The 19,986-nt window shown below is 65.5% G+C and carries 16 protein-coding genes; 4 read left to right on the forward strand and 12 right to left on the reverse strand.

From position 1 onward, the window contains the following. Positions 1–14: 14 nt before the first annotated feature. From glpK to ABD059_RS16535, 3 genes are all read right to left on the reverse strand, one after another. Positions 15–1,529 carry a glycerol kinase GlpK gene (gene glpK / locus ABD059_RS16525; protein ID WP_343882033.1) on the reverse strand — a complete coding sequence of 505 codons (1,515 nt, stop codon included), beginning with the start codon at positions 1,527–1,529 and terminating at the stop codon, positions 15–17. A gap of 85 nt (positions 1,530–1,614) precedes the next feature. Next, positions 1,615–2,358 carry an MIP/aquaporin family protein gene (locus ABD059_RS16530; protein WP_343882035.1) on the reverse strand — a complete coding sequence of 248 codons (744 nt, stop codon included), beginning with the start codon at positions 2,356–2,358 and terminating at the stop codon, positions 1,615–1,617. A 132-nt stretch (positions 2,359–2,490) separates the two neighbouring features. Beyond that, positions 2,491–4,239, reverse strand: a complete 1,749-nt coding sequence (locus tag ABD059_RS16535) for a glycerol-3-phosphate dehydrogenase/oxidase (RefSeq protein WP_377959694.1) — start codon at positions 4,237–4,239, stop codon at positions 2,491–2,493. Between the two features lie 225 nt (positions 4,240–4,464). Here ABD059_RS16535 and ABD059_RS16540 point away from each other — a divergent pair, with 225 nt between their 5' ends. Genes ABD059_RS16540 through ABD059_RS16555 form a run of 4 tightly spaced genes read left to right on the forward strand, consistent with a single transcriptional unit; the run spans position 4,465 to position 8,238 of the window. Next, on the forward strand, positions 4,465–5,382 hold the full coding sequence (locus ABD059_RS16540; RefSeq protein ID WP_343882179.1) for a sugar-binding transcriptional regulator: 918 nt from the start codon (positions 4,465–4,467) through the stop codon (positions 5,380–5,382). 28 nt (positions 5,383–5,410) lie between these two features. After that, a complete protein-coding gene (locus ABD059_RS16545) occupies positions 5,411–6,247 on the forward strand; it encodes an aldo/keto reductase (protein ID WP_343882037.1) in 837 nt (278 codons plus the stop codon). A gap of 3 nt (positions 6,248–6,250) precedes the next feature. After that, complete coding sequence (locus ABD059_RS16550; RefSeq protein ID WP_343882039.1) at positions 6,251–7,147, forward strand: alpha/beta fold hydrolase; 897 nt, start codon at positions 6,251–6,253, stop codon at positions 7,145–7,147. Beyond that, the gene (locus ABD059_RS16555; RefSeq protein ID WP_343882041.1) at positions 7,144–8,238 is read left to right on the forward strand and encodes a glycosyltransferase family 4 protein; all 1,095 of its coding nucleotides are present in this window, start codon (positions 7,144–7,146) and stop codon (positions 8,236–8,238) included. The genes ABD059_RS16550 and ABD059_RS16555 overlap by 4 nt, the downstream gene beginning before the upstream one ends. An 81-nt stretch (positions 8,239–8,319) precedes the next feature. Here ABD059_RS16555 and ABD059_RS16560 read toward each other — a convergent pair whose 3' ends face one another. The 9 genes from ABD059_RS16560 to carA all read right to left on the reverse strand — a co-directional run bounded on the left by ABD059_RS16560 (position 8,320) and on the right by carA (position 19,959). Beyond that, positions 8,320–10,374: a primosomal protein N' gene (locus tag ABD059_RS16560; protein WP_343882043.1), complete on the reverse strand. Its 2,055-nt coding sequence runs from the start codon at positions 10,372–10,374 to the stop codon at positions 8,320–8,322. Between the two features lie 181 nt (positions 10,375–10,555). Continuing rightward, entirely contained in the window at positions 10,556–11,770 is a 1,215-nt protein-coding gene (metK, locus tag ABD059_RS16565; protein WP_343882045.1) for a methionine adenosyltransferase, read from the reverse strand. 143 nt (positions 11,771–11,913) lie between these two features. Next, positions 11,914–13,194: a bifunctional phosphopantothenoylcysteine decarboxylase/phosphopantothenate synthase gene (locus ABD059_RS16570; RefSeq protein ID WP_343882047.1), complete on the reverse strand. Its 1,281-nt coding sequence runs from the start codon at positions 13,192–13,194 to the stop codon at positions 11,914–11,916. Between the two features lie 21 nt (positions 13,195–13,215). Beyond that, positions 13,216–13,479: a DNA-directed RNA polymerase subunit omega gene (gene rpoZ / locus ABD059_RS16575; RefSeq protein ID WP_019482806.1), complete on the reverse strand. Its 264-nt coding sequence runs from the start codon at positions 13,477–13,479 to the stop codon at positions 13,216–13,218. Between the two features lie 56 nt (positions 13,480–13,535). Then, entirely contained in the window at positions 13,536–14,105 is a 570-nt protein-coding gene (gene gmk / locus ABD059_RS16580; protein ID WP_343882050.1) for a guanylate kinase, read from the reverse strand. A gap of 39 nt (positions 14,106–14,144) precedes the next feature. Further along, a complete protein-coding gene (gene mihF / locus ABD059_RS16585) occupies positions 14,145–14,474 on the reverse strand; it encodes an integration host factor, actinobacterial type (RefSeq protein ID WP_343882052.1) in 330 nt (109 codons plus the stop codon). A gap of 105 nt (positions 14,475–14,579) precedes the next feature. Continuing rightward, on the reverse strand, positions 14,580–15,461 hold the full coding sequence (gene pyrF, locus ABD059_RS16590) for an orotidine-5'-phosphate decarboxylase (RefSeq protein ID WP_343882054.1): 882 nt from the start codon (positions 15,459–15,461) through the stop codon (positions 14,580–14,582). Continuing rightward, on the reverse strand, positions 15,448–18,762 hold the full coding sequence (gene carB, locus ABD059_RS16595; RefSeq protein WP_343882056.1) for a carbamoyl-phosphate synthase large subunit: 3,315 nt from the start codon (positions 18,760–18,762) through the stop codon (positions 15,448–15,450). Before carB ends, pyrF begins: the two co-directional genes overlap by 14 nt. Then, positions 18,763–19,959 (reverse strand): glutamine-hydrolyzing carbamoyl-phosphate synthase small subunit, encoded by a 1,197-nt coding sequence (gene carA / locus ABD059_RS16600; protein ID WP_343882181.1) that lies wholly within the window; start codon positions 19,957–19,959, stop codon positions 18,763–18,765. Positions 19,960–19,986: the final 27 nt, after the last annotated feature.

Raw genomic sequence — 19,986 nt, forward strand, 5'->3', positions numbered from 1 at the left:
CGGTGAGGCTGGAGCTACTTCACGTCCTCGTCGACCCAGTCGAACGTGCGGGTGACAGCCTTCTTCCAGAGCCGCAACTGGCGGTCGCGCTCCCCTGCCTCCATGGATGGGATCCAACGCTTGTCCTCGGCCCAGTTGGTCGCCAACTCGTCGGTGTCCTTCCAGAAACCCACCGCAAGACCTGCCGCATAGGCTGCGCCCAACGCAGTGGTCTCGGTGACCTTCGGCCGGATCACCGGGATACCAAGGATGTCGGCCTGGAACTGCATCAGCGCGTCGTTGGCGACCATACCGCCGTCGACCCGCAGGTCCTCCATGTCCACTCCCGAATCGGCGTTCGCCGCGTCCAGCACCTCGCGGGTCTGGAACGCGGTGGCTTCGAGAGCCGCCCGGGCGATGTGCCCCTTGTTCACGAACCGGGTCAGACCCACAATGACGCCGCGGGCTTCTCCGCGCCAATACGGCGCAAACAGGCCGGAGAACGCTGGCACGATGTACACGCCACCGTTGTCCTCAACCGATTCAGCCAACTGCTCCACCTCGGGTGCCGACTTGATGATGCCGAGGTTGTCCCGCAGCCACTGGATCAGCGACCCGGTCACAGCGATCGAGCCTTCCAGTGCGTAGACAGCCTTGGCGTCGCCAAGCTTGTAGCAAACGGTGGTCAACAGACCATTCTTCGAGTGAACAATCTCCTCACCGGTGTTGACGATCATGAAGTTGCCGGTGCCGTAGGTGTTCTTGGCGCCGCCCTTCTCGAACGCCGCCTGACCGAACGTCGCCGCCTGCTGGTCGCCCAGGATGCCGGCCACCGGCACCTCGCGCAGCAGTTGTGAGGTGTGGACCGTGCCATAGACCTCGGAGGAGGATTTGATCTCCGGCATCATCGACCGCGGCACACCGAAAGCTTCAAGGATTCCGTCGTCCCAGGACAGGGTCTCGAGATCCATGAACATGGTCCGTGAGGCATTGGTGACATCGGTGATGTGCACGCCACCATCGGTGCCGCCGGTGAGGTTCCAGGTGACCCACGAGTCAGTGTTTCCGAAGATCAGATCGCCAGCCTCGGCCTTGGCCCGGGCGCCCTCGACGTTGTCCAGGATCCACTTGATCTTGGTACCCGAGAAGTAGGTGGCCAGCGGCAGCCCGACCTTCGCCTTGAACCGCTCCACTCCCCCGTCAGCCGCCAGCTCGTCGACGATCGGCTGGGTCCGGGTGTCCTGCCAGACAATCGCGTTGTAGACCGGCTGCCCGGTCGTCTTGTCCCAGACCACCGCGGTTTCACGCTGGTTGGTGATGCCAACGGCGGCAATATCGTGCCGGGTCAGGTTGGCTTTCGACAGGGCGTTGCCGATGACCTCCCTGGTGTTGTTCCAGATCTCCAGGGGATCGTGCTCGACCCAGCCGGCCTTGGGGAAGATCTGTTCATGTTCCTTCTGGCCCGAAGAGACAATGTCCCCGTGGTGATCGAAGACGATCGCCCTGCTGGAGGTGGTGCCCTGGTCAATCGCAATAACGTACTTCGACATGTAGTGCTCCTCTTTGAGTATTTCCGTCGTGAATAGTCCCAGCCTGCGCGGTCGGAGGACCGAGCTGCCGGGGTGCAACTAATTGTTAGCCGGTGATAGCCGGGAAGGAGATGAAGGTGGCCACGAGGCCTCCGAGTGCACCACCGATCAGCGGCCCAACAACGGGCACCCAGGCGTAGGACCAGTCGCTGGATCCCTTGCCCTTGATGGGCAGGAGAGCGTGGGCAATACGCGGTCCGAGGTCACGGTTGGGGTTGATGGCGTAGCCGGTAGGACCACCAAGGGATGCGCCGATGCCGACAACCAGGAGTGCGACGGCCAGAGGGCCGAGGCCCGACGGCGTCGAACCGATGGCGACGATAACGAAGACGAGGACGAACGTACCGATGATTTCGGTTACCAGGTTCCAGCCATTGGACCGGATCGCTGGCCCGGTCGCAAAGACCCCCAGCTTGTTGGCGGGGTCCGGCTCAGCGTCGAAGTGCTGCTTGTAGGCCAACCAGCACAACACGGCTCCCACAATGGAGCCGATCATCTGCGCGGCAAAGTACATCAGCATGTTCACGAAGTTGACGTCAACACCAGGCGCGAATTGCTCAGCGTTGTTAGTCATGAGACCAACAGTGACAGCGGCATTCAGGTGAGCGCCGGACAGGGCGGCCGCGTAAATACCGGCGAAGACGGCGAGCCCCCAACCGAAGTTCACCATCAAGAATCCGCCGTTATTGCCCTTGGTGCCGGCCAGGGCGACGTTGGCAACGACACCCGTACCCAGCAGCAACAGCAGCATGGTGCCGAAGGCTTCGGCAACAAATACTTCAAGAGACATCTTTGACTCCTCTGATTATTCACTTTTAGCGAACCCAGCCCGCGGCTGTGGCTCTCTTGCTCCCCCCGGCAACAGCTGCCGTTGGTCCTGCATCCGCTCCGGGAGCGGCAATGGTTACGTGCCTGACAGCGGCTACGCCACCAAATCTTCGACCTGAACGTTGTGCCACTTCAGCAGCACCTGTTCAGCCAGTTCTATCTCAGCTGAGACTTTCTCGCTGCTCCACCCGAGCAGCGGGGCCAGCGTCTCCGCAAGTTCCTGGAGCAGCTCAGTGGTCACCAATCCGCGGAAGGCGATTGACGTCCGACGGATCAGCACATCGGCCAGATGACCCACCTGCTCGTGCTTGACCATGTAGGCCAGCTCGCGGTGACTGAGCTCGCTGGTGGAGGAGAACAAACGGTCCTGGCCCGCACGCAGGTACTCGATGACGTCGACGGCGCGGGTACCGTAACGGGTCAGCAGCACCTCGACGCGCTCGGCCGACAGCCCTGGTTCGATGTGGGCGCTCACCCAGGCTTTTTCTGCTGAGGGTGTTCTCGGGAATCCCTGCCCGCCACCGATGGCGAGGCCCGCCGTCGTCGTCGTCCTGCGCTTGCCGAGGATCTCCAGCACCTCATTGGTCATGTGCTCCGACAGCGCGCGGAACGTGGTCCACTTGCCGCCGACCAGGCTGAGCGTGGTCACCGTCCGGGCGTCGGAGCGGTCCTGGCGCTTCTCAATCCGGTAGTCCCGTGAGACGAAGCCCGGCTGCGTGTCGTCGTGCCGAGGCAGCGGCCGGACGCCGGAGAAACTGTAGACCACATGGCCGGGCTCGACGACGATGGCTGGGAAGACGTGTCCGATCAGTTCGATGAAGTAGTCAACCTCTTCGGGGGTGCAGACGGCCGGGGCGTCGACGTCGGTATCGATATCGGTGGTGCCCACCAGGACCCGGTCACCGATCGGGTAAACCAGCACGATCCGCCCGTCGGTGTGCTCGAAGAAGATCTCACGCCCAGCGCAGGCGGCCAACAGCTCGGGGTGGTCAAGGACGATGTGGGAACCCTTGGTGCCGCCCATGAACTTGCTGCGTTCGCCGAGCGAATCGTTGGTCCCGTCCACCCAGGCGCCGGTCGCATTGACGACGACGTCGGCCGCGAAGGCGAATTCCTCGCCAGTGAGCTCGTCACGGAGCAGCACCGAATCTCCGTCTCGGCCGATGGCACTGACGTAGTTGGTGGCCCGCGCCTCGGCATTGGCGGCGAGGCCGTCGCGGAGCACATCGAGGGTCATCCGCTCAGGGTTGTGCACCGAGGCATCGAAGTAGGTGGCCGTGTAGCGCACATCAGGCCGCAGATCCGGCAGCTGGGCCAGTGAGGCCTTGCGCCCGGCGAAGCGGTGACGCGGTACGGCGCCGCCATCCCTGGAGAACCAGTCATACATGGTCAGCCCCGCCTTGATCAGGAAGGCACCCCGTTCACGGGGTTGGCCGTGCTGGCGGTGGGTCAGGAATCGCAGCGGAGCCGCGAGAATCCCGGAGAAAGTGCTGAAAATGGGGATGGTGGTCTGCAAGGGCTTGACGTAGTGCGGCGCTGTCTTCAGCAGGGCGTTACGCTCAACCACTGACTCGCGGACCAGCCGAAACTCGCCATTCTCGAGGTACCGGATGCCGCCGTGAATCATGTGTGAAGAAGCACCTGAGGCGCCCTGGCAGTAGTCACCGCGTTCCACCAGTGTCACGTCCACACCCTGCAGGGCCAGATCCCTGAAGGTTCCTACGCCGTTGATGCCACCACCAATGATCAGCGCCGAAGCGCGCGGCGTTTCCTTCAGCCGCTGCACCCCCGGCCGTTCAGCAGGCGTGCTGGTGGCACCATTCGCACTGGCGGACTCAGCCAAAACATTCTCCTCAATAGTTTGCAGGCTGCAAGGGTTCCGCAGCCGTTCCACCTATTCTTGAAATGCTGGGAATAATAGTCAATGGTGTTGCACATACGTGCAGAAGTGACGGAGGATTTGGCGATGAACGTTCGACCCGAGGCTGAAAGATCGGACCCCGCTGCACAATCTTCCGCTGAGGACTTCAAACGGTCCCGGAGCGGAGACGCCCTGCGGGCCGCGCAGATGTACTACCTGCAGGACCTCACCATGAACGCCATTGCGCGGGAGCTGCGGACCTCACGATCAACCGTGTCACGGCTCCTGTCGATGGCCCGGGACACCGGGCTGGTCCAGATCCAGGTCAACAATCCGCTGCAACGGGCACCGTCGCTGGAGCAGCAGATCCGGCGGCAGTTCGGGGTGGAAGCCCATGTGGTGCCGGTGACCGACGTCGTGAGCGACTCCGACGTCCTTGACCGGGTGGCGATACAGGCAGCCCGGACCATCGGGCCGCTGGTCGATTCGAACGCCATTATCGGCGTCGCCTGGGGGTCAACCCTCAGCGCTGTCAGCCATCACCTGACCCGCAAGGTGACCCACGACAGCACCATTGTGCAGTTGAACGGTGCCGGCAACACACAAACCACGGGCATCACCTACGCCAGCGAGATCCTCCGCCGGTTCGGTCAGGCCTATGGCGCCCGGGTGGAGCAGTTCCCCGTACCGGCCTTCTTCGACCACGCAGAAACCAAAACGGCCATGTGGGCCGAACGCAGTGTCCTGCGCATCCTCGACCTGCAGCGGCGGATGACCATGGCCATCTTCGGGGTCGGCTCCATCGACGCCAATATTCCCAGCCACGTCTACTCGGGCGGATACCTCGACGACGACGACCTCCGGGCGTTGGATGAGCATCAGGTGGTCGGCGACGTCGCAACCATGTTTTTCCGAGCGGACGGTACCCATAGCGATCTGCTTCTCAACCAACGCAGCACCGGACCCGAACTGGATCTGCTCCGGCAGGTGCGACGCCGGATCTGTGTCGTGTCGGGCGAGACGAAGATCAACGGGTTGCGCGGCGCCCTGGCGGCTGGACTCGCCACCGACCTCATCCTCGATGAAGGGTCGGCGCGGCGCCTGGTGCATGGCGGGTCCCGCTGAGCCAATCGCCCTTCGGTATTGTCGAGGTATGCACAAGGCACCGAAAGTCGCGCTCAATAACGGGGTACAGATCGACCAGGTCGGGTACGGCGTCTACAAGGTGCCGCCGGAGACGACTGTAGATCTTTGCGCCCAGGCCCTTGAGGTGGGGTACCGCACCATCGACACCGCCGCCATGTATGGCAATGAGGCGGGAGTGGGCCGGGCGGTGACTGATGCCGTGAACGCCGGCTGGCTGGAACGCGACGACGTCTTTGTCACCACTAAGCTGTGGAACGACAACCACGGCTACGATGCGACGCTGCGCGCCTTCGACGCCTCCCAGCAGGCTCTGGGCCTGGACGACGTCGACCTCTACCTGATCCACTGGCCCTGCCCGGAAAAAGACCAGTACGTTGACACCTTCCGTGCCCTGGAACAGCTCTACCATGACGGGCGGGTGCGGGCCATCGGGGTGTCAAACTTCCAGGTGACCCACCTGGAGCGGTTGCTGGCGGAGACCGGGGTGGTCCCGGTTGTCAACCAGATTGAACTGCACCCCTACCTCCAGCAGGAGGAACTGCGGCGGTTCCACGACACCCACGGCATCCGCACCCAGGCGTGGAGTCCGCTGGGTCGCGGTGCGATCCTGACCGACCCAGTGATTGGGGAGATCGCCGCAGACCTGGATCGGACACCCGCCCAGGTGGTTCTCCGCTGGCATGTGCAATCCGGCCACCTGGTCATCCCCAAGGCCAGCAGCCCCGACCGGATCGCGAGCAACCTTGATGTCTTCGGCTTCGAGCTGAGCCCCGCACAGCTCACGGCCATTGAGGGTCTTGAGCAGAACACCCGCTTTGGCTCGCACCCAGACCGGGTGAACTAGCCGATGGCTTCCGCGACCATCACCGTGACGCGCCGCGCAACCGAGACAACCCATTCCTACCGTGGCGCAGCGCAGCGGTACTGGGATTTCGCTCCCGCATCCGGCGCCCCCGCGGACCTGCCCACCCTCTTCATGGTGCACGGGTTCAGGGGCGATCATCACGGCCTGCTTCGCATCGTCGAAGCGCTGCCGTTTCACCGGATTGTGGTCCCTGATCTCCCCGGTTTCGGCCGGTCCGAAGCGCTCGACGGCGTGCACGACGTCGACGCCTACGCTGATTTTGTCAGCTTCAGCTTCACCTCATTCGCGTTGGGACCGGACACGGTGCTACTCGGCCATTCGTTCGGATCCATCGTCGCGGCGCGGTGGGCGGCCGCCCACCCGACAGCGATCGCCGCCCTGGTGCTGATCAATCCGATCTGTGAGCCTGCGCTTGAGGGTGCCAACCGGCTGGCTTCCAGACTGGCGGCCGTGTACTACCGGGTGGGGGCGGCCCTGCCCGAGAGGCTGGGCCTGGCGCTGCTCGGCAATCCGTGGATTGTCCTCGGTATGAGTTCGATGATGGCGAAGACCAGGGACAGGGCGCTGCGCAGGTACATCCATGGACAGCATCTGAGTTACTTCAGCACCTACGCCAGCCGCCGGGTGCTGCTGGAGGCGTTCCAGGCCTCCATTACCGGGACGGTCAGGGATGAGGCGGCGCGGCTGGTCATGCCTGTCCTGCTGGTTGCCGCCGAAAAGGATGACCTGGGCTCAGTAGCCGGTCAACGTGCGCTCGCGGATCTGATCGCGGATTCCAGGCTTGAAATCATTCCCGAGGTGGGTCATCTGGTGCACTATGAGACGCCGGACGAGGCGGCTCGGCTGATCACGAGCTTCCTGGCAGGACGAACCCAATGAGGATCCTGTTCGATGCCCGGTTTACCCGGTTGGACCATCATGACGGCATCAGCCGCTACGGGGCCAGCCTGATTGCAGCGGTTGCGGAACGCGCAGACGTGACGATGCTCATTTCAGATCGCCGCCAGCTCGGCCTCCTGCCCGAGGTACCCCACGTGTTGATCACCTCTCCACTGTCCCCCCGCGAGCTCTTCGTGGCGAGCCAGATCAACGGGTTACGCCCCGACGTCGTCGTCTGTCCCATGCAGACCATGGGCAGCTGGGGCCGGAAGTACCCGCTCGTACTGACCCTGCATGACCTGATCTACTACCAGAACCCCCAGCCGCCCGGTTCCCTGCCCTTGCCGGTCCGGACCCTCTGGCGGCTGTACCACCTTGCGTACTGGCCGCAGCGGCTGTTGTTGAACCGGGCCGACGTCGTCGCCACCATCTCCGAGACCACCCGCGGGCAGATAAGCGAGCATCGCCTGACCCGCCGGCCGGTGCGGATTGTGGGCAACGCACCACAGCCGGACACCGTGGTGCGCCCCGAAGGAGTCGATCCCGGGCGGGACCTGCTCTACATGGGCTCCTTCATGCCGTACAAGAATGTCGAAACGATCCTGGCCGGGATGCGGGGACTCGATGGGTACACGCTGCACCTGCTGAGCCGCATCACCGAGGCCCGCCGGAAGGAACTGGAACTGCTGATTCCACCCGGCCAACGGGTGATCTTCCACAATGGGGTCAGTGACGAGCTTTACCAGGAGCTGCTGCGGTCGGGGGCGGCACTCGTGACGCTGTCCCGGGCCGAGGGCTACGGTCTGCCGGTCATCGAGGCAATGGCCGCCGGCACCCCGGTGATCGCCGCCGACACCCCAATTTTTCGTGAAGTTGGCGGGGCTGCTGCCCTCTATGTCGACCCCGATGATCCGTCGCAGTTCACGGTAGCGGTCAAGACCCTGGCCGAACCCGACCAGTGGCAGGCGGCGTCACGGGCTGGCAGGATGCAGGCCGGAACGTATTCCTGGGATCGGTCGGCCGAGCAGTTGCTTGAGGCGGCCGCCATCGCAACGGTCGAACATGCCGGCAAGGCGCCCTGGCGCCGGTAGTGGGCACGTGGCTGGGCCGGTGGTCAGCACCGACAGCTGGGCAGCGGTGGTCAGCACCGGTAGTCAGCACCACCAGCTGCGCTAGATCAGATCGGCAGCGTCGCAGCGGACATGGACCGGCTCTGACGTCCCCCTGGCTGACAGGGCTGCCTTGCGGGACTTTAGCCAGGCCGTCGCTGCGGGTGCGCTGCGATAGCTGAAAAACAGCAGCAGCCGGTGCTGGTCCGCGCTGGAGGTCTGGGTGTCGGATTGGTCGGCTCGTGGGCCCTGCCCCGAAGGACGTCCTCCCGCGGTGCGACCGGGCTGCCCACCGACGGGCATCGGACCGACGGTGCGAAGGAAGAGCCGGGAATCGAGGTCCGCGGTGAACACGGCCAGCGCTTCCCGCGAACCGGTCAGCGCCGCGAACCGGACCGCCGGCGGCAGTCCGAGTTCGCTGCGGGTGGCGAGCTCACGGCCAGCGGCGCCCTGTGGGTCCCAGCGCACGAGATGACCCACCACGCTCGAATCGTCGGCGGTGATGACCACGAGCCCGCCGTCGGCGGCGGGGCGGGCCAGCAGCGAAGCGGTGAACCAGCGCCGCAGGGTGTCCTCCCCAGCCCGGAGGGACTCGCGGGAGAGCATTGCTGAACCATCAAGCAAAATCACCGCCGCGTAGCCGGTAGGGGCCAGCGGCTCTGCGCCGGGGGTGGCGACCACCACCGAGGGCCGGTCGGGCACGGTGTCCAGAATGTGCTCGCCGGCAGAAGAGTAGACCGTCGCCCCGGGGAAGGCACGCCCCAGTTCCTCTGCGGTACGGGTTGCCCCCGCAACCGTGGCGCGCAACCGCTGGCTCCCGCAGTTGGCGCAGCTCCACCGCAGGTCCGGCCTGCCACACCAGCGGCATCCCGGTACGCCGCCGCGCCCGGTCTGGGCCAGCGGACCGGTGCACGCGGTGCACCGTGCAGGCTCGCGGCACTCCTCACAGGCCAGCGCTGGCGAAAACCCGGTGCGTGCCACCTGCAACAGCACTGGGCCGTGCGCCAGCCCGTCCGAGGCGGCCTTCCACGCCGCATGCGGGATACGGGCCCTGGCAGCGAGCGGATCGCGCGCCAGTTGAAACTCGTCCCCCGTATGGATGACCCGAGGGGTGCTTCGACGAACCTCGGACCGGTCGGCGACAATAGCCTGCGCCCATCCAGTGGCGACCAACCGGTGCGCCTCGGTGCTCTGTGCTCCAGAGGCGAGCAGCGCAGCGCACCCCTGCTGCTCGGCGCGCAGCAGTAGCACCTCCCGGACGTGTTGGTAGGGAGCGCGCTGCTCCTGGTGCAGGTCGTCGCCGTCGTCCCACAGGCACACCAGTCCCAGGTCCTGGACCGGCGCGTAGGCGGCGGACCGGGTGCCGACGGCCACCCGCACCTGCCCGCTCAGCAGTTTGAGGAAATTTCGGTACCGGGGCGTCGGCCCGTCCTCTGCGGTCAGCCGCGCGATGTTCCCGGCACCCAGGCGCTGGTCCAATGCCGCTTCGACCCGTGCCAGGTCCCGCTGGTCAGGGACGACGACGACGGCCCCGCGCCCCGTGTGCCAGACAGCAGCAACCGCCTCGGCGATTTCCGCTGGCCAGTCACTGGCACCGTAGCCACCCAGGCTGGTCAGGACGGCGCGGGGGCTGTGGCCGGCGGCGAGATGCCGCAGAAAGGTGGCGCCGTTGGCGTAGCGGCTGAGGAGTGCCGCCCCGGCGCCGGCACCTGTCCTGGATTGACCTGCTGCCAACTCGGAAGTGTCCGCAGCCCCGGCAGCAGCCTCCCCCTGTGGCGCCGCGAAGGCAGCGTCGACGCGCGCCATCCGGGGCGGGATCGCGACTTTCAGCACGTCGCTGACAATTCCCGCGTACCGGGCGGCGACCGCCCGGCTGAGGGCAAGCACCTCAGGGGTGAGCACCGGCTGCTCCGAGATCACTTTCGCCAGCGGCAGCAGCCGCGTGGTGCTGTCGGTGGTGGCAGCGCGTGCAACGATAAACCCGGTGAACTCCCGCCCGCTGAACCGCACCTTGACCCGGACACCGGGTTGGGCTGCGTCGGCGAGCTCTGCGGGCACGGCGTAGTCGAAGACCCGGTCGAGGTGGGTGAGCGGCGAGTCGAGGATCACCTGTGCCACGGGCAGGGTGCCCGCGGGGACGGGAGCGCCGACTGCCCGTGGCGCCGTCGGGAAGCCCTGGAGCAGCGACAGCTGGACCGCCCCGCCGCTGGGAGACCCAGCGGGCAGGGTGGGGTGCGGGGGCTGAGAAGTGACGCTGCCGTCGGAGCCGTCCCCGTATCCGCTCCCGGACGGATCCGCCCTAGGCGTTGAAATAGCTCCGCAGCTTGTCGACCCGGTCTGTGAGTTCCCAGTTGAAGCCGACGTCCTCGCGACCGAAATGGCCGTGAGCAGCGGTCTTTTGGTAGATCGGGCGCAGCAGGTCCAGGGCGTTGATAATGCCCAGCGGGCGAAGATCGAAGACCTCGCGAATAGCTTTGCCAATGGCGGCCGGATCGACTGTTTCAGTACCGAAGGTCTCGACGTAGATTCCCACTGGCTGCGCCATGCCGATCGCGTAGGCGATCTGAATTTCGGCGCGCCGGGCCAGGCCTGCTGCCACCACGTTCTTCGCTACCCAGCGCATCGCGTAGGCAGCCGAGCGGTCGACCTTTGAGGGGTCCTTGCCGCTGAACGCGCCGCCGCCGTGCCGTGCCATGCCGCCATAGGTGTCGACGATGATCTTGCGTCCGGTCAGCCCTGCGTCGCCCACCGGGCCGCCGATCACGAAATCACCACCCGGGTTCAGGATGTGCCGGACGTTGCTGATATCCAGTTCGGAGGCCGCCAGCACCGGATCGATCACGTGGGTGGCGAGGTCGGCACGCAGCTGGTCCAGGTTCACCCCCTGGGCATGCTGGGACGAAACCACCACTGAGTCAACGGATACCGGGATGTCGCCGTCGTAGCCGATGGTGACCTGGGTCTTGCCGTCGGGACGAAGGTAGGAGAGAGTGCCGTCCTTCCGAACCGCCGTCAGGCGCTCGGACAGCCGGTGTGCCAACCAGATGGGCGTCGGCATGAGCACTGACGTCTCGTCGCTCGCGTAACCGAACATGATGCCCTGGTCGCCGGCGCCCTGCGCATCGTACGGGTCCAGCCCGGTGCCCTGGCGGGTCTCCAGGGAATTGAACACCCCGTTGGCGATCTCTGGTGACTGCTGCCCGATGGACACCGACACACCGCACCGTGCGCCGTCGAAGCCGTTGGCTGAGGAGTCGTACCCGATCCCGAGAAGGGTCTGCCGGACCAGCTCCGGGATTTCCACGTAGGCCTCGGTGGTGACTTCGCCGGCCACATGCACCAGTCCGGTGGTGACGAGGGTTTCCACGGCAACCCGGGATTTGGGATCCTTCTCGAGCATGGCGTCGAGGATGGCGTCACTGATCTGGTCGCAGATCTTGTCCGGGTGCCCTTCGGTGACTGATTCCGAGGTAAACAGGCGCAGGTCGCTGCGAACGGGATTGGCTGAATTCACTTGATCACTCTACTTGGTTCGACCGTCGGGACGGCGGGTGGGTGACGGACTGTGTGGGTGACGGACTGTGTGGGTGACGGACTGTGTGGGTGACGGACTGTGTGGGTGACGGACTGTGTGGGTGACGGATGGCGTGCGGGCTGCTAGCCGCGGCCCGCAAGGGCTGCGGCTACCCGGGCCACCACGGCAGTGGCTACCTCGGCTTTGGTTCCGATGACCTCAACAGGTTCGGTGCCGCCAGCGTCAAGGATGGTTGCTGCTGTGTCATCGAGTCCGAACACCCGGCCGTCACCCACCTGGTTGAGCACCAGATAGTCGCAGCCTTTGCGGGCGAGCTTCTCCCGAGCGTGGCTCAGCGGATCAGCGGTCGGGTCCCCGGTTTCGGCGGCGAAACCGACGATCACTGGGCCGGCGCCCGCCGCGGTTCGCTGCTCTACGGCTTCCCTGAGGATGTCGGGGTTGCGGACCAGGGTGATGACGGGGTCGACGCCGTCGGCGCGTTTCTTGATTTTGGTGAGAATCTGTTCGGCGGGACGGAAATCCGCCACAGCTGCTGCCATGATCAGCGCATCGGCTTGCTTGGCCGCTCGCAGGGTCGCGGTCCGCAGTTCCTCGGCTGTTTCGACCTGGACCAGTTCGACGCCGTCGGGCGCCGGGACTTCGACGTGGGCGAGGATCAGTTCAACAGTTGCCCCCTCGGCGAGAGCCGCTGCGGCCAGCGCCATCCCCTGCTTGCCTGAAGAACGGTTCCCGAGGTAGCGCACCGGGTCGATGGGCTCGCGGGTGCCTCCGGCGGTGATGACCACACGGCGACCCGTGAGGGAACCGGGGGCGGGTAGGGTTCCGGACCCGATTGTGCCGCCTGACCCGGTGTGCGGCGTGTCAGTCTGTCCTCGGGCAGCCACGTGGGCGGCCAGTGCTGCCGCGAAAATTTCGGCGGGCTCGGGAAGTCTGCCAGCGCCCGAATCGTTGCCTGTCAGGCGACCGGAGGCCGGATCAAGAATGACCGTTCCGCGACTTCGCAGGGTGGCCACGTTGGCAACGGTCGCCGGGTGCTGCCACATCTCGGTGTGCATGGCAGGTGCCATCAGGATCGGGCAGCTGGCCATGAGTAGGGTCCCGGTGAGAAGGTCGGAGGCCATCCCCGCGGCCGACTTCGCGAGCAGGTCCGCCGTGGCCGGCGCGATGACCACCAGGTCAGCGAGCTGCCCCAACCGGACGTGGTTGACCTTGTCGACGTCGTCGAACACGCTGTTGCTGACTGGATTGCCGGACAGGGCCTCCCACGTGGCGGTCCCCACGAACCGGGTGGCAGCGTCGGTGGGGATCACCGTGACGTTGTGCCCTGCCTCAGTAAAAAGTCGGAGGAGGGAAGCCACCTTATAGGCGGCGATCCCTCCCCCGACTCCCAGAATTATGCGCACGTGATTAGCAGCTGGCTAAAGCTACTGCTCGGTCGATTCGACCGGCGTGGCGACGAGCATGCCCTCGTTGATTTCGCGCAGGGCGATCGAGAGTGGCTTCTCGTTCAGGCGGGTGTCGACCAGGGGGCCGACGTACTCGAACAGGCCCTCGTGAAGCTGGGAGTAGTACGCGTTGATCTGGCGGGCACGCTTGGCTCCGTAGATCACCAGGGCATACTTCGAGTCCGATGCCTCCAACAGGGAGTCAATCGGCGGGTTGATGATGCCTTCAGGCTGTGTAGACACAAATACTCCGTAAATGTTTCAGATTGTTGGTGAAACGATGGCTCGCGGACCGCGCGTCAGCGCTCCTGCGGGCTTAGTCCCATCAGTGATACAAGCTCGTCCGCTGCACGCTGAACACTGTCATTGACCACCGTGTGATCGAATTCAGGTTCCGCAGCAAGTTCTAGTTTAGCGGTTTCCAGCCGTTGCTGCTGCTCCTGCTCCGTTTCGGTGCCGCGGCCGACCAACCGACGCACCATTTCGTCCCAGCTCGGCGGGGTCAGAAACACAAAATTTGCTTCCGGCATCGACTCCTTGACCTGCCGTGCGCCCTGCAGATCGATCTCCAGCAGCACCGATTTTCCGTCCGCCATTGCCGCGTCGACGGTCCGGCGCAGTGTGCCGTACCGGTTCCGTCCATGGACCAGGGCCCATTCGAGCATTTGTCCTGACGCGACCAGGTCATCGAATTCCTCGTTGCTCACGAAGAAGTAGTGGACGCCGTCGAGCTCGCCGGGTCGTGCTGGCCGGGTGGTGGCGGAGACCGACAGCCAGACCTGTGGGTAGTTATCCCGAATGTACGTGGAGACGGTTCCCTTGCCGACGGCCGTCGGCCCGGCGAGTACTGTCAGCCGAGGCTGCGACACGTGGTTCCTCACTCACAGGAGTCCTTGGCGCGCCCCCGATCAGGGCGTTGGATCCTGCTTTGCTAGATGTTCGATCAATGCTTGTCGCTGGTGGACACCCAGCCCGCGCACGCGGCGCGTGGCGGCGATGCCGACGTCGTTCATGATGCCTGCTGCCCGCACTTCACCGACCCCGGGGAGAGCCTTCAGGAGGTCAAGGACTTTCAACCGGCTGACGGCTTCATCCTTGGACATCCCGTTGACCACTTCACTGACAGTGGTCTCACCGGTCTTCAGCTTCACCTTCAGTTCGGCCCTGACCGCGCGGGCGGCAGTGGCTTTCTCGCGCGCTTGCGTCCGTTCGGAGTCCGATAGCGGCTTCAAGCTCACAAGTGCTCCCCTGCAGTAGGCACCGTCCCGCGCTGATCGCTCGGGTAGATGCAAATTCTTGTGGAATGGGCTTGCACTGAACCTATCCGTAGTTGCGGCCGAAAATCAATTGCCGAGCTCGGCCAACGCCAGTTCCGCTGCCGCCCGCAACCTGCCATGGTCAGGACCCGCGGCGAGGATGCTGCGACTGGCACTGGCGAGGACCAGGGCTGAGGCCCCGCCAAAGGTGTCAATGATCTCTGCCCGCCCCGCGCCCTGGGCGCCGATCCCGGGTGCCAGAATCGGACCGTTCAGCTTGCCCAGTTCCAGGCCCAGCGTGCGCACTGCTGCACCGGCCGTGGCACCCACCACCAGGCCCACTGATCCAAGACCGACAGCGTCGCGGTTTTCCCACGCCGCAGCGTCGGCAATGATCCAGGCCACTGCATGGCCGATGGTGGCCCCGCCCGGGGCTCCGTCGGCTGGCCGGTCCCGGACCTGGGCGTGCTGGATGTCAGCGCCCTCCGGGTTGGAGGTCAGCGCGAGCACAAAGACCCCCCGACCGGTTTCTGCGGCCAGGTTCAAGGCAGGGCGCAGCGATTCAAACCCCAGGTACGGGTTCAGGGTGACCGCATCGGCGGCCAGGGCTGACCCGTCCCGCAACCAGGCGTCGGCGTAGGCGGCCATGGTCGAGCCGATGTCCCCGCGCTTCGCATCGGCGATCGTCAGCACTTCCCGGTCCGCAGCGTCAGCCAGCAGCCGTTCCAGGGCGGCCAGCCCCGCCGACCCGTGCCGTTCGAACAAGGCCACCTGCGGTTTCAGGATGCAGGCGGTCTCTCCCACCGCGTCGAGCACGGTCAGGGCGAAGCGTTCGCAGCCTGCGGCGTCGTCGGTCAGGCCCCACTCGCGCAGCAGAGCCGGGTGCGGGTCGATGCCGACGCACAGCTTGCCCCTGCTGCGCATCCGCTCCGCAAGCCGGACCCCGAAAGTCCCGTTACCGTGCGGCATCGCGGGCTTCGGTGGCCACCCGAAGGTTGGCGGCGTGTTCCTGGAGGCTGGTGACCGACCACTCGTAGGACCGCATGGCCTCGATGGCCTGCACCGCAGCACCGAATTCGGGCACCGTGGTGATCACCGGGAGGCCGTATGACGTCGCCGCGGCCCTGATCTCGTAGCCGTCGCCGCGGGCCTGCCCGCCGGTGGGGGTGTTGATGATCATGTCGATGGTGCCATCGGTGATCAGGTCGACCACCGTACCCTCACCGTGTTCCCCGGTGCCTTCGGCGATCTTGCGCACCGTGGTGGACTGGATACCGTTGCGGCGCAGCACATCGGCGGTGCCGCCAGTGGACAGAATCTCAAAGCCAAGATCCACCAGCCGTTTGACCGGCATGATGATCGAGCGTTTGTCCCGGTTGGCAACCGACACGAACACCCGGCCCTCGGTCGGCAGCGCCGCGTTGGCCGCCGACTGGCTCTTGGCGAAGGCGGTGTCGAAGTATTTGTCGATACCCATGACCTCGCCGGTGGACCGCATCTCGGGGCCGAGGAGTGAATCCACTACCGTGCCGTCGGGGGTGCGGAACCTGCTGAACGGCAGGACTGCTTCCTTCACCGAGACCGGGGCGTCCAGGGGGAGGTCCCCGCCGTCGCCGGTCGCTGGAAGCAGCCCATGCACGGACCGGAGGTCAGCGATCGACACTCCCGTGCCGATCAGCGCCGCGGCTTTGGCGAGCTGCACGCCGGTGGCCTTGGAAACGAACGGCACGGTGCGCGAGGCACGCGGGTTCGCTTCCAGAACGTAGAGCACATCGGAGGCCAACGCGAACTGGATGTTGATCAGCCCCCGGACCCCCACCCCTTCAGCGATGGCGAGGGTGGCTTCACGGACCCGGAGCAGGATATCGGCTCCGAGAGTGATCGGTGGCAGCACGCAGGCCGAGTCACCGGAGTGGATCCCCGCCTCTTCAATATGCTCCATGATGCCGCCGAGATACATGTCGGTACCGTCGTACAGGGCGTCGACGTCGATCTCGATGGCGTCTTCCAGGAACCTGTCGATCAGTACCGGATGTGCCTCGGTGATCTCGGTGGCGTTGGCGATATAGCGGGACAGGTTGGCCTCGTCGTAGACGATTTCCATGCCGCGGCCGCCCAGGACATAGGACGGGCGGACCAGCACCGGGTAGCCGATCTCGTCGGCGATCTTCTTGGAGTCCTCGAACGACACGGCGGTGCCGTTCTTGGGCGAAATCAACCCGGCCGCGTCGAGGACCCGGCTGAACGCGCCGCGGTGCTCGGCCAGGTCGATGGCTTCGGGGGACGTGCCCAGGATCGGGATGCCGGCGTCGGCCAGTTCCTGCGCGAGTTTCAGCGGGGTCTGCCCACCCAGCTGCACGAACACGCCCATCACGCCACCGGTGCGTTCCTCCGCCGCGATGACTTCGAGGACATCCTCGAGGGTCAGCGGCTCGAAGTACAGCCGGGTGGAAATGTCGTAGTCGGTGGACACGGTCTCAGGGTTGCAGTTGACCATCACCGTTTCGTAGCCGGCTTTGCGCAGCGCCATCGACGCGTGCACGCAGGAGTAGTCGAATTCGATGCCCTGGCCGATCCGGTTGGGCCCGGACCCCAGGATGATGATGGACGGCTGGGCGTGGGGGCCCACCTCGTCCTCCTCGTCGTAGGACGAGTAGTGGTAGGGAGTGTAGGCGGCAAATTCCGCGGCACACGTGTCGACGGTCTTGTAGACCGGGCGCACGCCGAGGGCGTGGCGGACTCCCCGCACTACTGCTTCGGGGGTGTGGGTCAGCGCGCCGATCTGCTCGTCGGAGAAGCCGTGCCGTTTGGCCAGCCGCAGCATGTCCTCGGTGAGCGCCGGTGCCTCCCGGACGGTCGCAGCCACCTCGTTGAGCAGGACCAGCTGGTCCAGGTACCAGGGGTCGATGCCAGTGGCCTGGTACAGCTCATCGATCGTGCCACCGCCCAGCAGTGCCTGCTGCACTTGGGCAAGGCGCTCCGTGGTGGGCCGCTTCGCAGCGGCGATGAGGGCCGGCACATCGATCTCGACCGACGTGTCAAAGGACAGCTGCGAGCCCTTCTGCTCCAGGGAGCGCAGTGCCTTCTGGAGTGCCTCGGTGAAGTTGCGGCCGATCGCCATCGCCTCGCCCACCGACTTCATGGTGGTGGTCAGGGTGGGGTCAGCTGCCGGGAACTTCTCGAACGCAAACCGGGGCACCTTGACCACTACGTAGTCGAGGGTCGGCTCAAAGGACGCCGGCGTCTTCTTGGTGATGTCGTTAGGGATCTCGTCCAGCGTGTAACCGAGGGAGAGCTTGGTGGCGATCTTCGCGATCGCGAAGCCGGTGGCCTTGGAGGCCAGGGCCGAGGACCGGGACACCCTCGGGTTCATTTCGATGACGACGATGCGGCCGGTATCCGGTTCGATGGCGAACTGGATGTTGCAGCCGCCGGTGTCGACGCCGACCTCACGGATGATGGCGATCGAAATGTCACGCAGCCGCTGGTATTCGCGGTCGGTGAGGGTCATCGCCGGGGCCACAGTGATGGAATCCCCGGTGTGGACGCCGACCGGGTCGAAGTTCTCGATGGAACAGACCACCACCACGTTGTCGTTCTTGTCGCGCATCATCTCGAGCTCGTACTCTTTCCAGCCGAGGATGCTTTCCTCCAGGAGGACCTCGGTGGTGGGACTGTACTGCAGTCCCTGGCCAACGATGCGGCGCAGGTCCTTCTCGTTGTAGGCCAGGCCCGAGCCGAGACCACCCATGGTGAAGGAGGGGCGCACCACCATCGGGTAGCCCAGGTCCTCGGCGGCCTCGAGCGCCCCGTCGATGGTGTGGATGATCATCGACCTGGCGGATTCTGCGCCGCAACGGGCGACGACTCCCTTGAACTTCTCGCGGTTCTCCCCCAGCTCGATGGCTGCAATGTTGGCGCCGATCAGTTCCACACCGTACTTGTCCAGTACACCGTTTTTGTCGAGTGCGATTGCAGCGTTGAGGGCGGTCTGGCCGCCGAGAGTGGGCAGGAGGGCGTCGGGGCGCTCCTTTTCGATGATCTTGGCGATCACCTCGGGGGTGATGGGTTCCACATAGGTGGCGTCGGCGAACTCCGGGTCGGTCATGATCGTAGCCGGGTTGGAGTTGACCAGGATGACCCGCAGGCCCTCCTCCTTCAGGACCCGCAGGGCCTGCGTTCCCGAATAGTCGAACTCCGCGGCCTGCCCGATCACGATGGGCCCCGAGCCGATGACCAGGACGCTTTTGAGGTCAGTTCTGCGTGGCATCTAGTGTGCTTCCTTATCGTTTGCGCCGTTGTCGGTCGCGCCGCTGCTCGGCTGGTCAGGGCTCGGCTGGTCGGTGGACCGTGTGTCACCCATCAGCTGGATGAACCGGTCAAAGAGGTACGCCGAATCGTGGGGCCCCGCTGCTGCCTCAGGGTGGTACTGGACGGAGAAGGCCGGCAGATCAAGGCAGGCAAGGCCCTCGACGACGTCGTCGTTGAGACTGATGTGGCTGACTTCGACCCTACCGAAGCGCCCCTCGGGCGCCTGGGTGGGACCATCGAGTGGAGCATCGACGGCGAAGCCGTGGTTCTGGGAGGTGATCTCCACCTTGCCGGTGCGCCGGTCCAGCACCGGCTGGTTGATGCCGCGGTGGCCGTACCGGAGCTTGTAGGTGCCGAACCCCAGGGCGCGCCCCAGGATCTGGTTTCCGAAGCAGATCCCGAAGAAGGGGATCCGCGCGTCGAGTACTTCCCGCAGCAGCGCGACCTGAGGGTCGGCAGTCGCAGGGTCGCCGGGCCCGTTGGACATGAACACGCCATCCGGTGACTCCCGGGCGACGTCGGCGAAAGTGGAGGTGGCGGGCAGCACCACCGTGCGCACCCCGCGCTGGGCGAAGTGCCTGGGGGTCATGGACTTGATCCCCAAATCCAGCGCGGCGACGGTGAACAGGGGCTCGCCCTCCCAGCCGTTGTCGGACGGTTCGACCACATAGCGGCTGGTGGCGCTGACTTCCTCGGCCAGCCGGGCGCCCTGCATCGGCTCCTGGCCGGCGACGAGCGCCAGCAACTCGGCATCGGAGCCGGCCGCAGCCGGCCCGGAGAAGATTCCCGCCTTCATGGCGCCGCGTTCGCGCAGGTGGCGGGTGACCGCCCGGGTGTCGACTCCCTGGATGCCGACGATGCCCTGGTCGCGGAGCTGACCATCGAGGCTCTGCTCAGACCGCCAATTGGAGGGTTTCCGGGCGGCGTCGCGCACAATGTAGCCGGCCACCCAAATGCGGCGGGACTCGGCGTCGGCGGCGTTGACACCCGTATTGCCGATGTGGGGTGCCGTCTGGACCACCAGTTGCCGGGCATAGGACGGGTCGGTGATGGTCTCCTGGTATCCGGTCATGCCGGTGGCGAAGACCGCCTCGCCAAGGGCGGTGCCCTCGGCCCCGTAGCTGCGGCCGCGGAAGATCCGGCCGTCCTCGAGCATCAGAACGGCAGCGCTTTCGGTTGCTGG

This window comes from Arthrobacter flavus (genome assembly GCF_039526005.1).
In the GTDB taxonomy this organism is placed as follows: Bacteria; Actinomycetota; Actinomycetes; order Actinomycetales; family Micrococcaceae; genus Arthrobacter_D; species Arthrobacter_D flavus.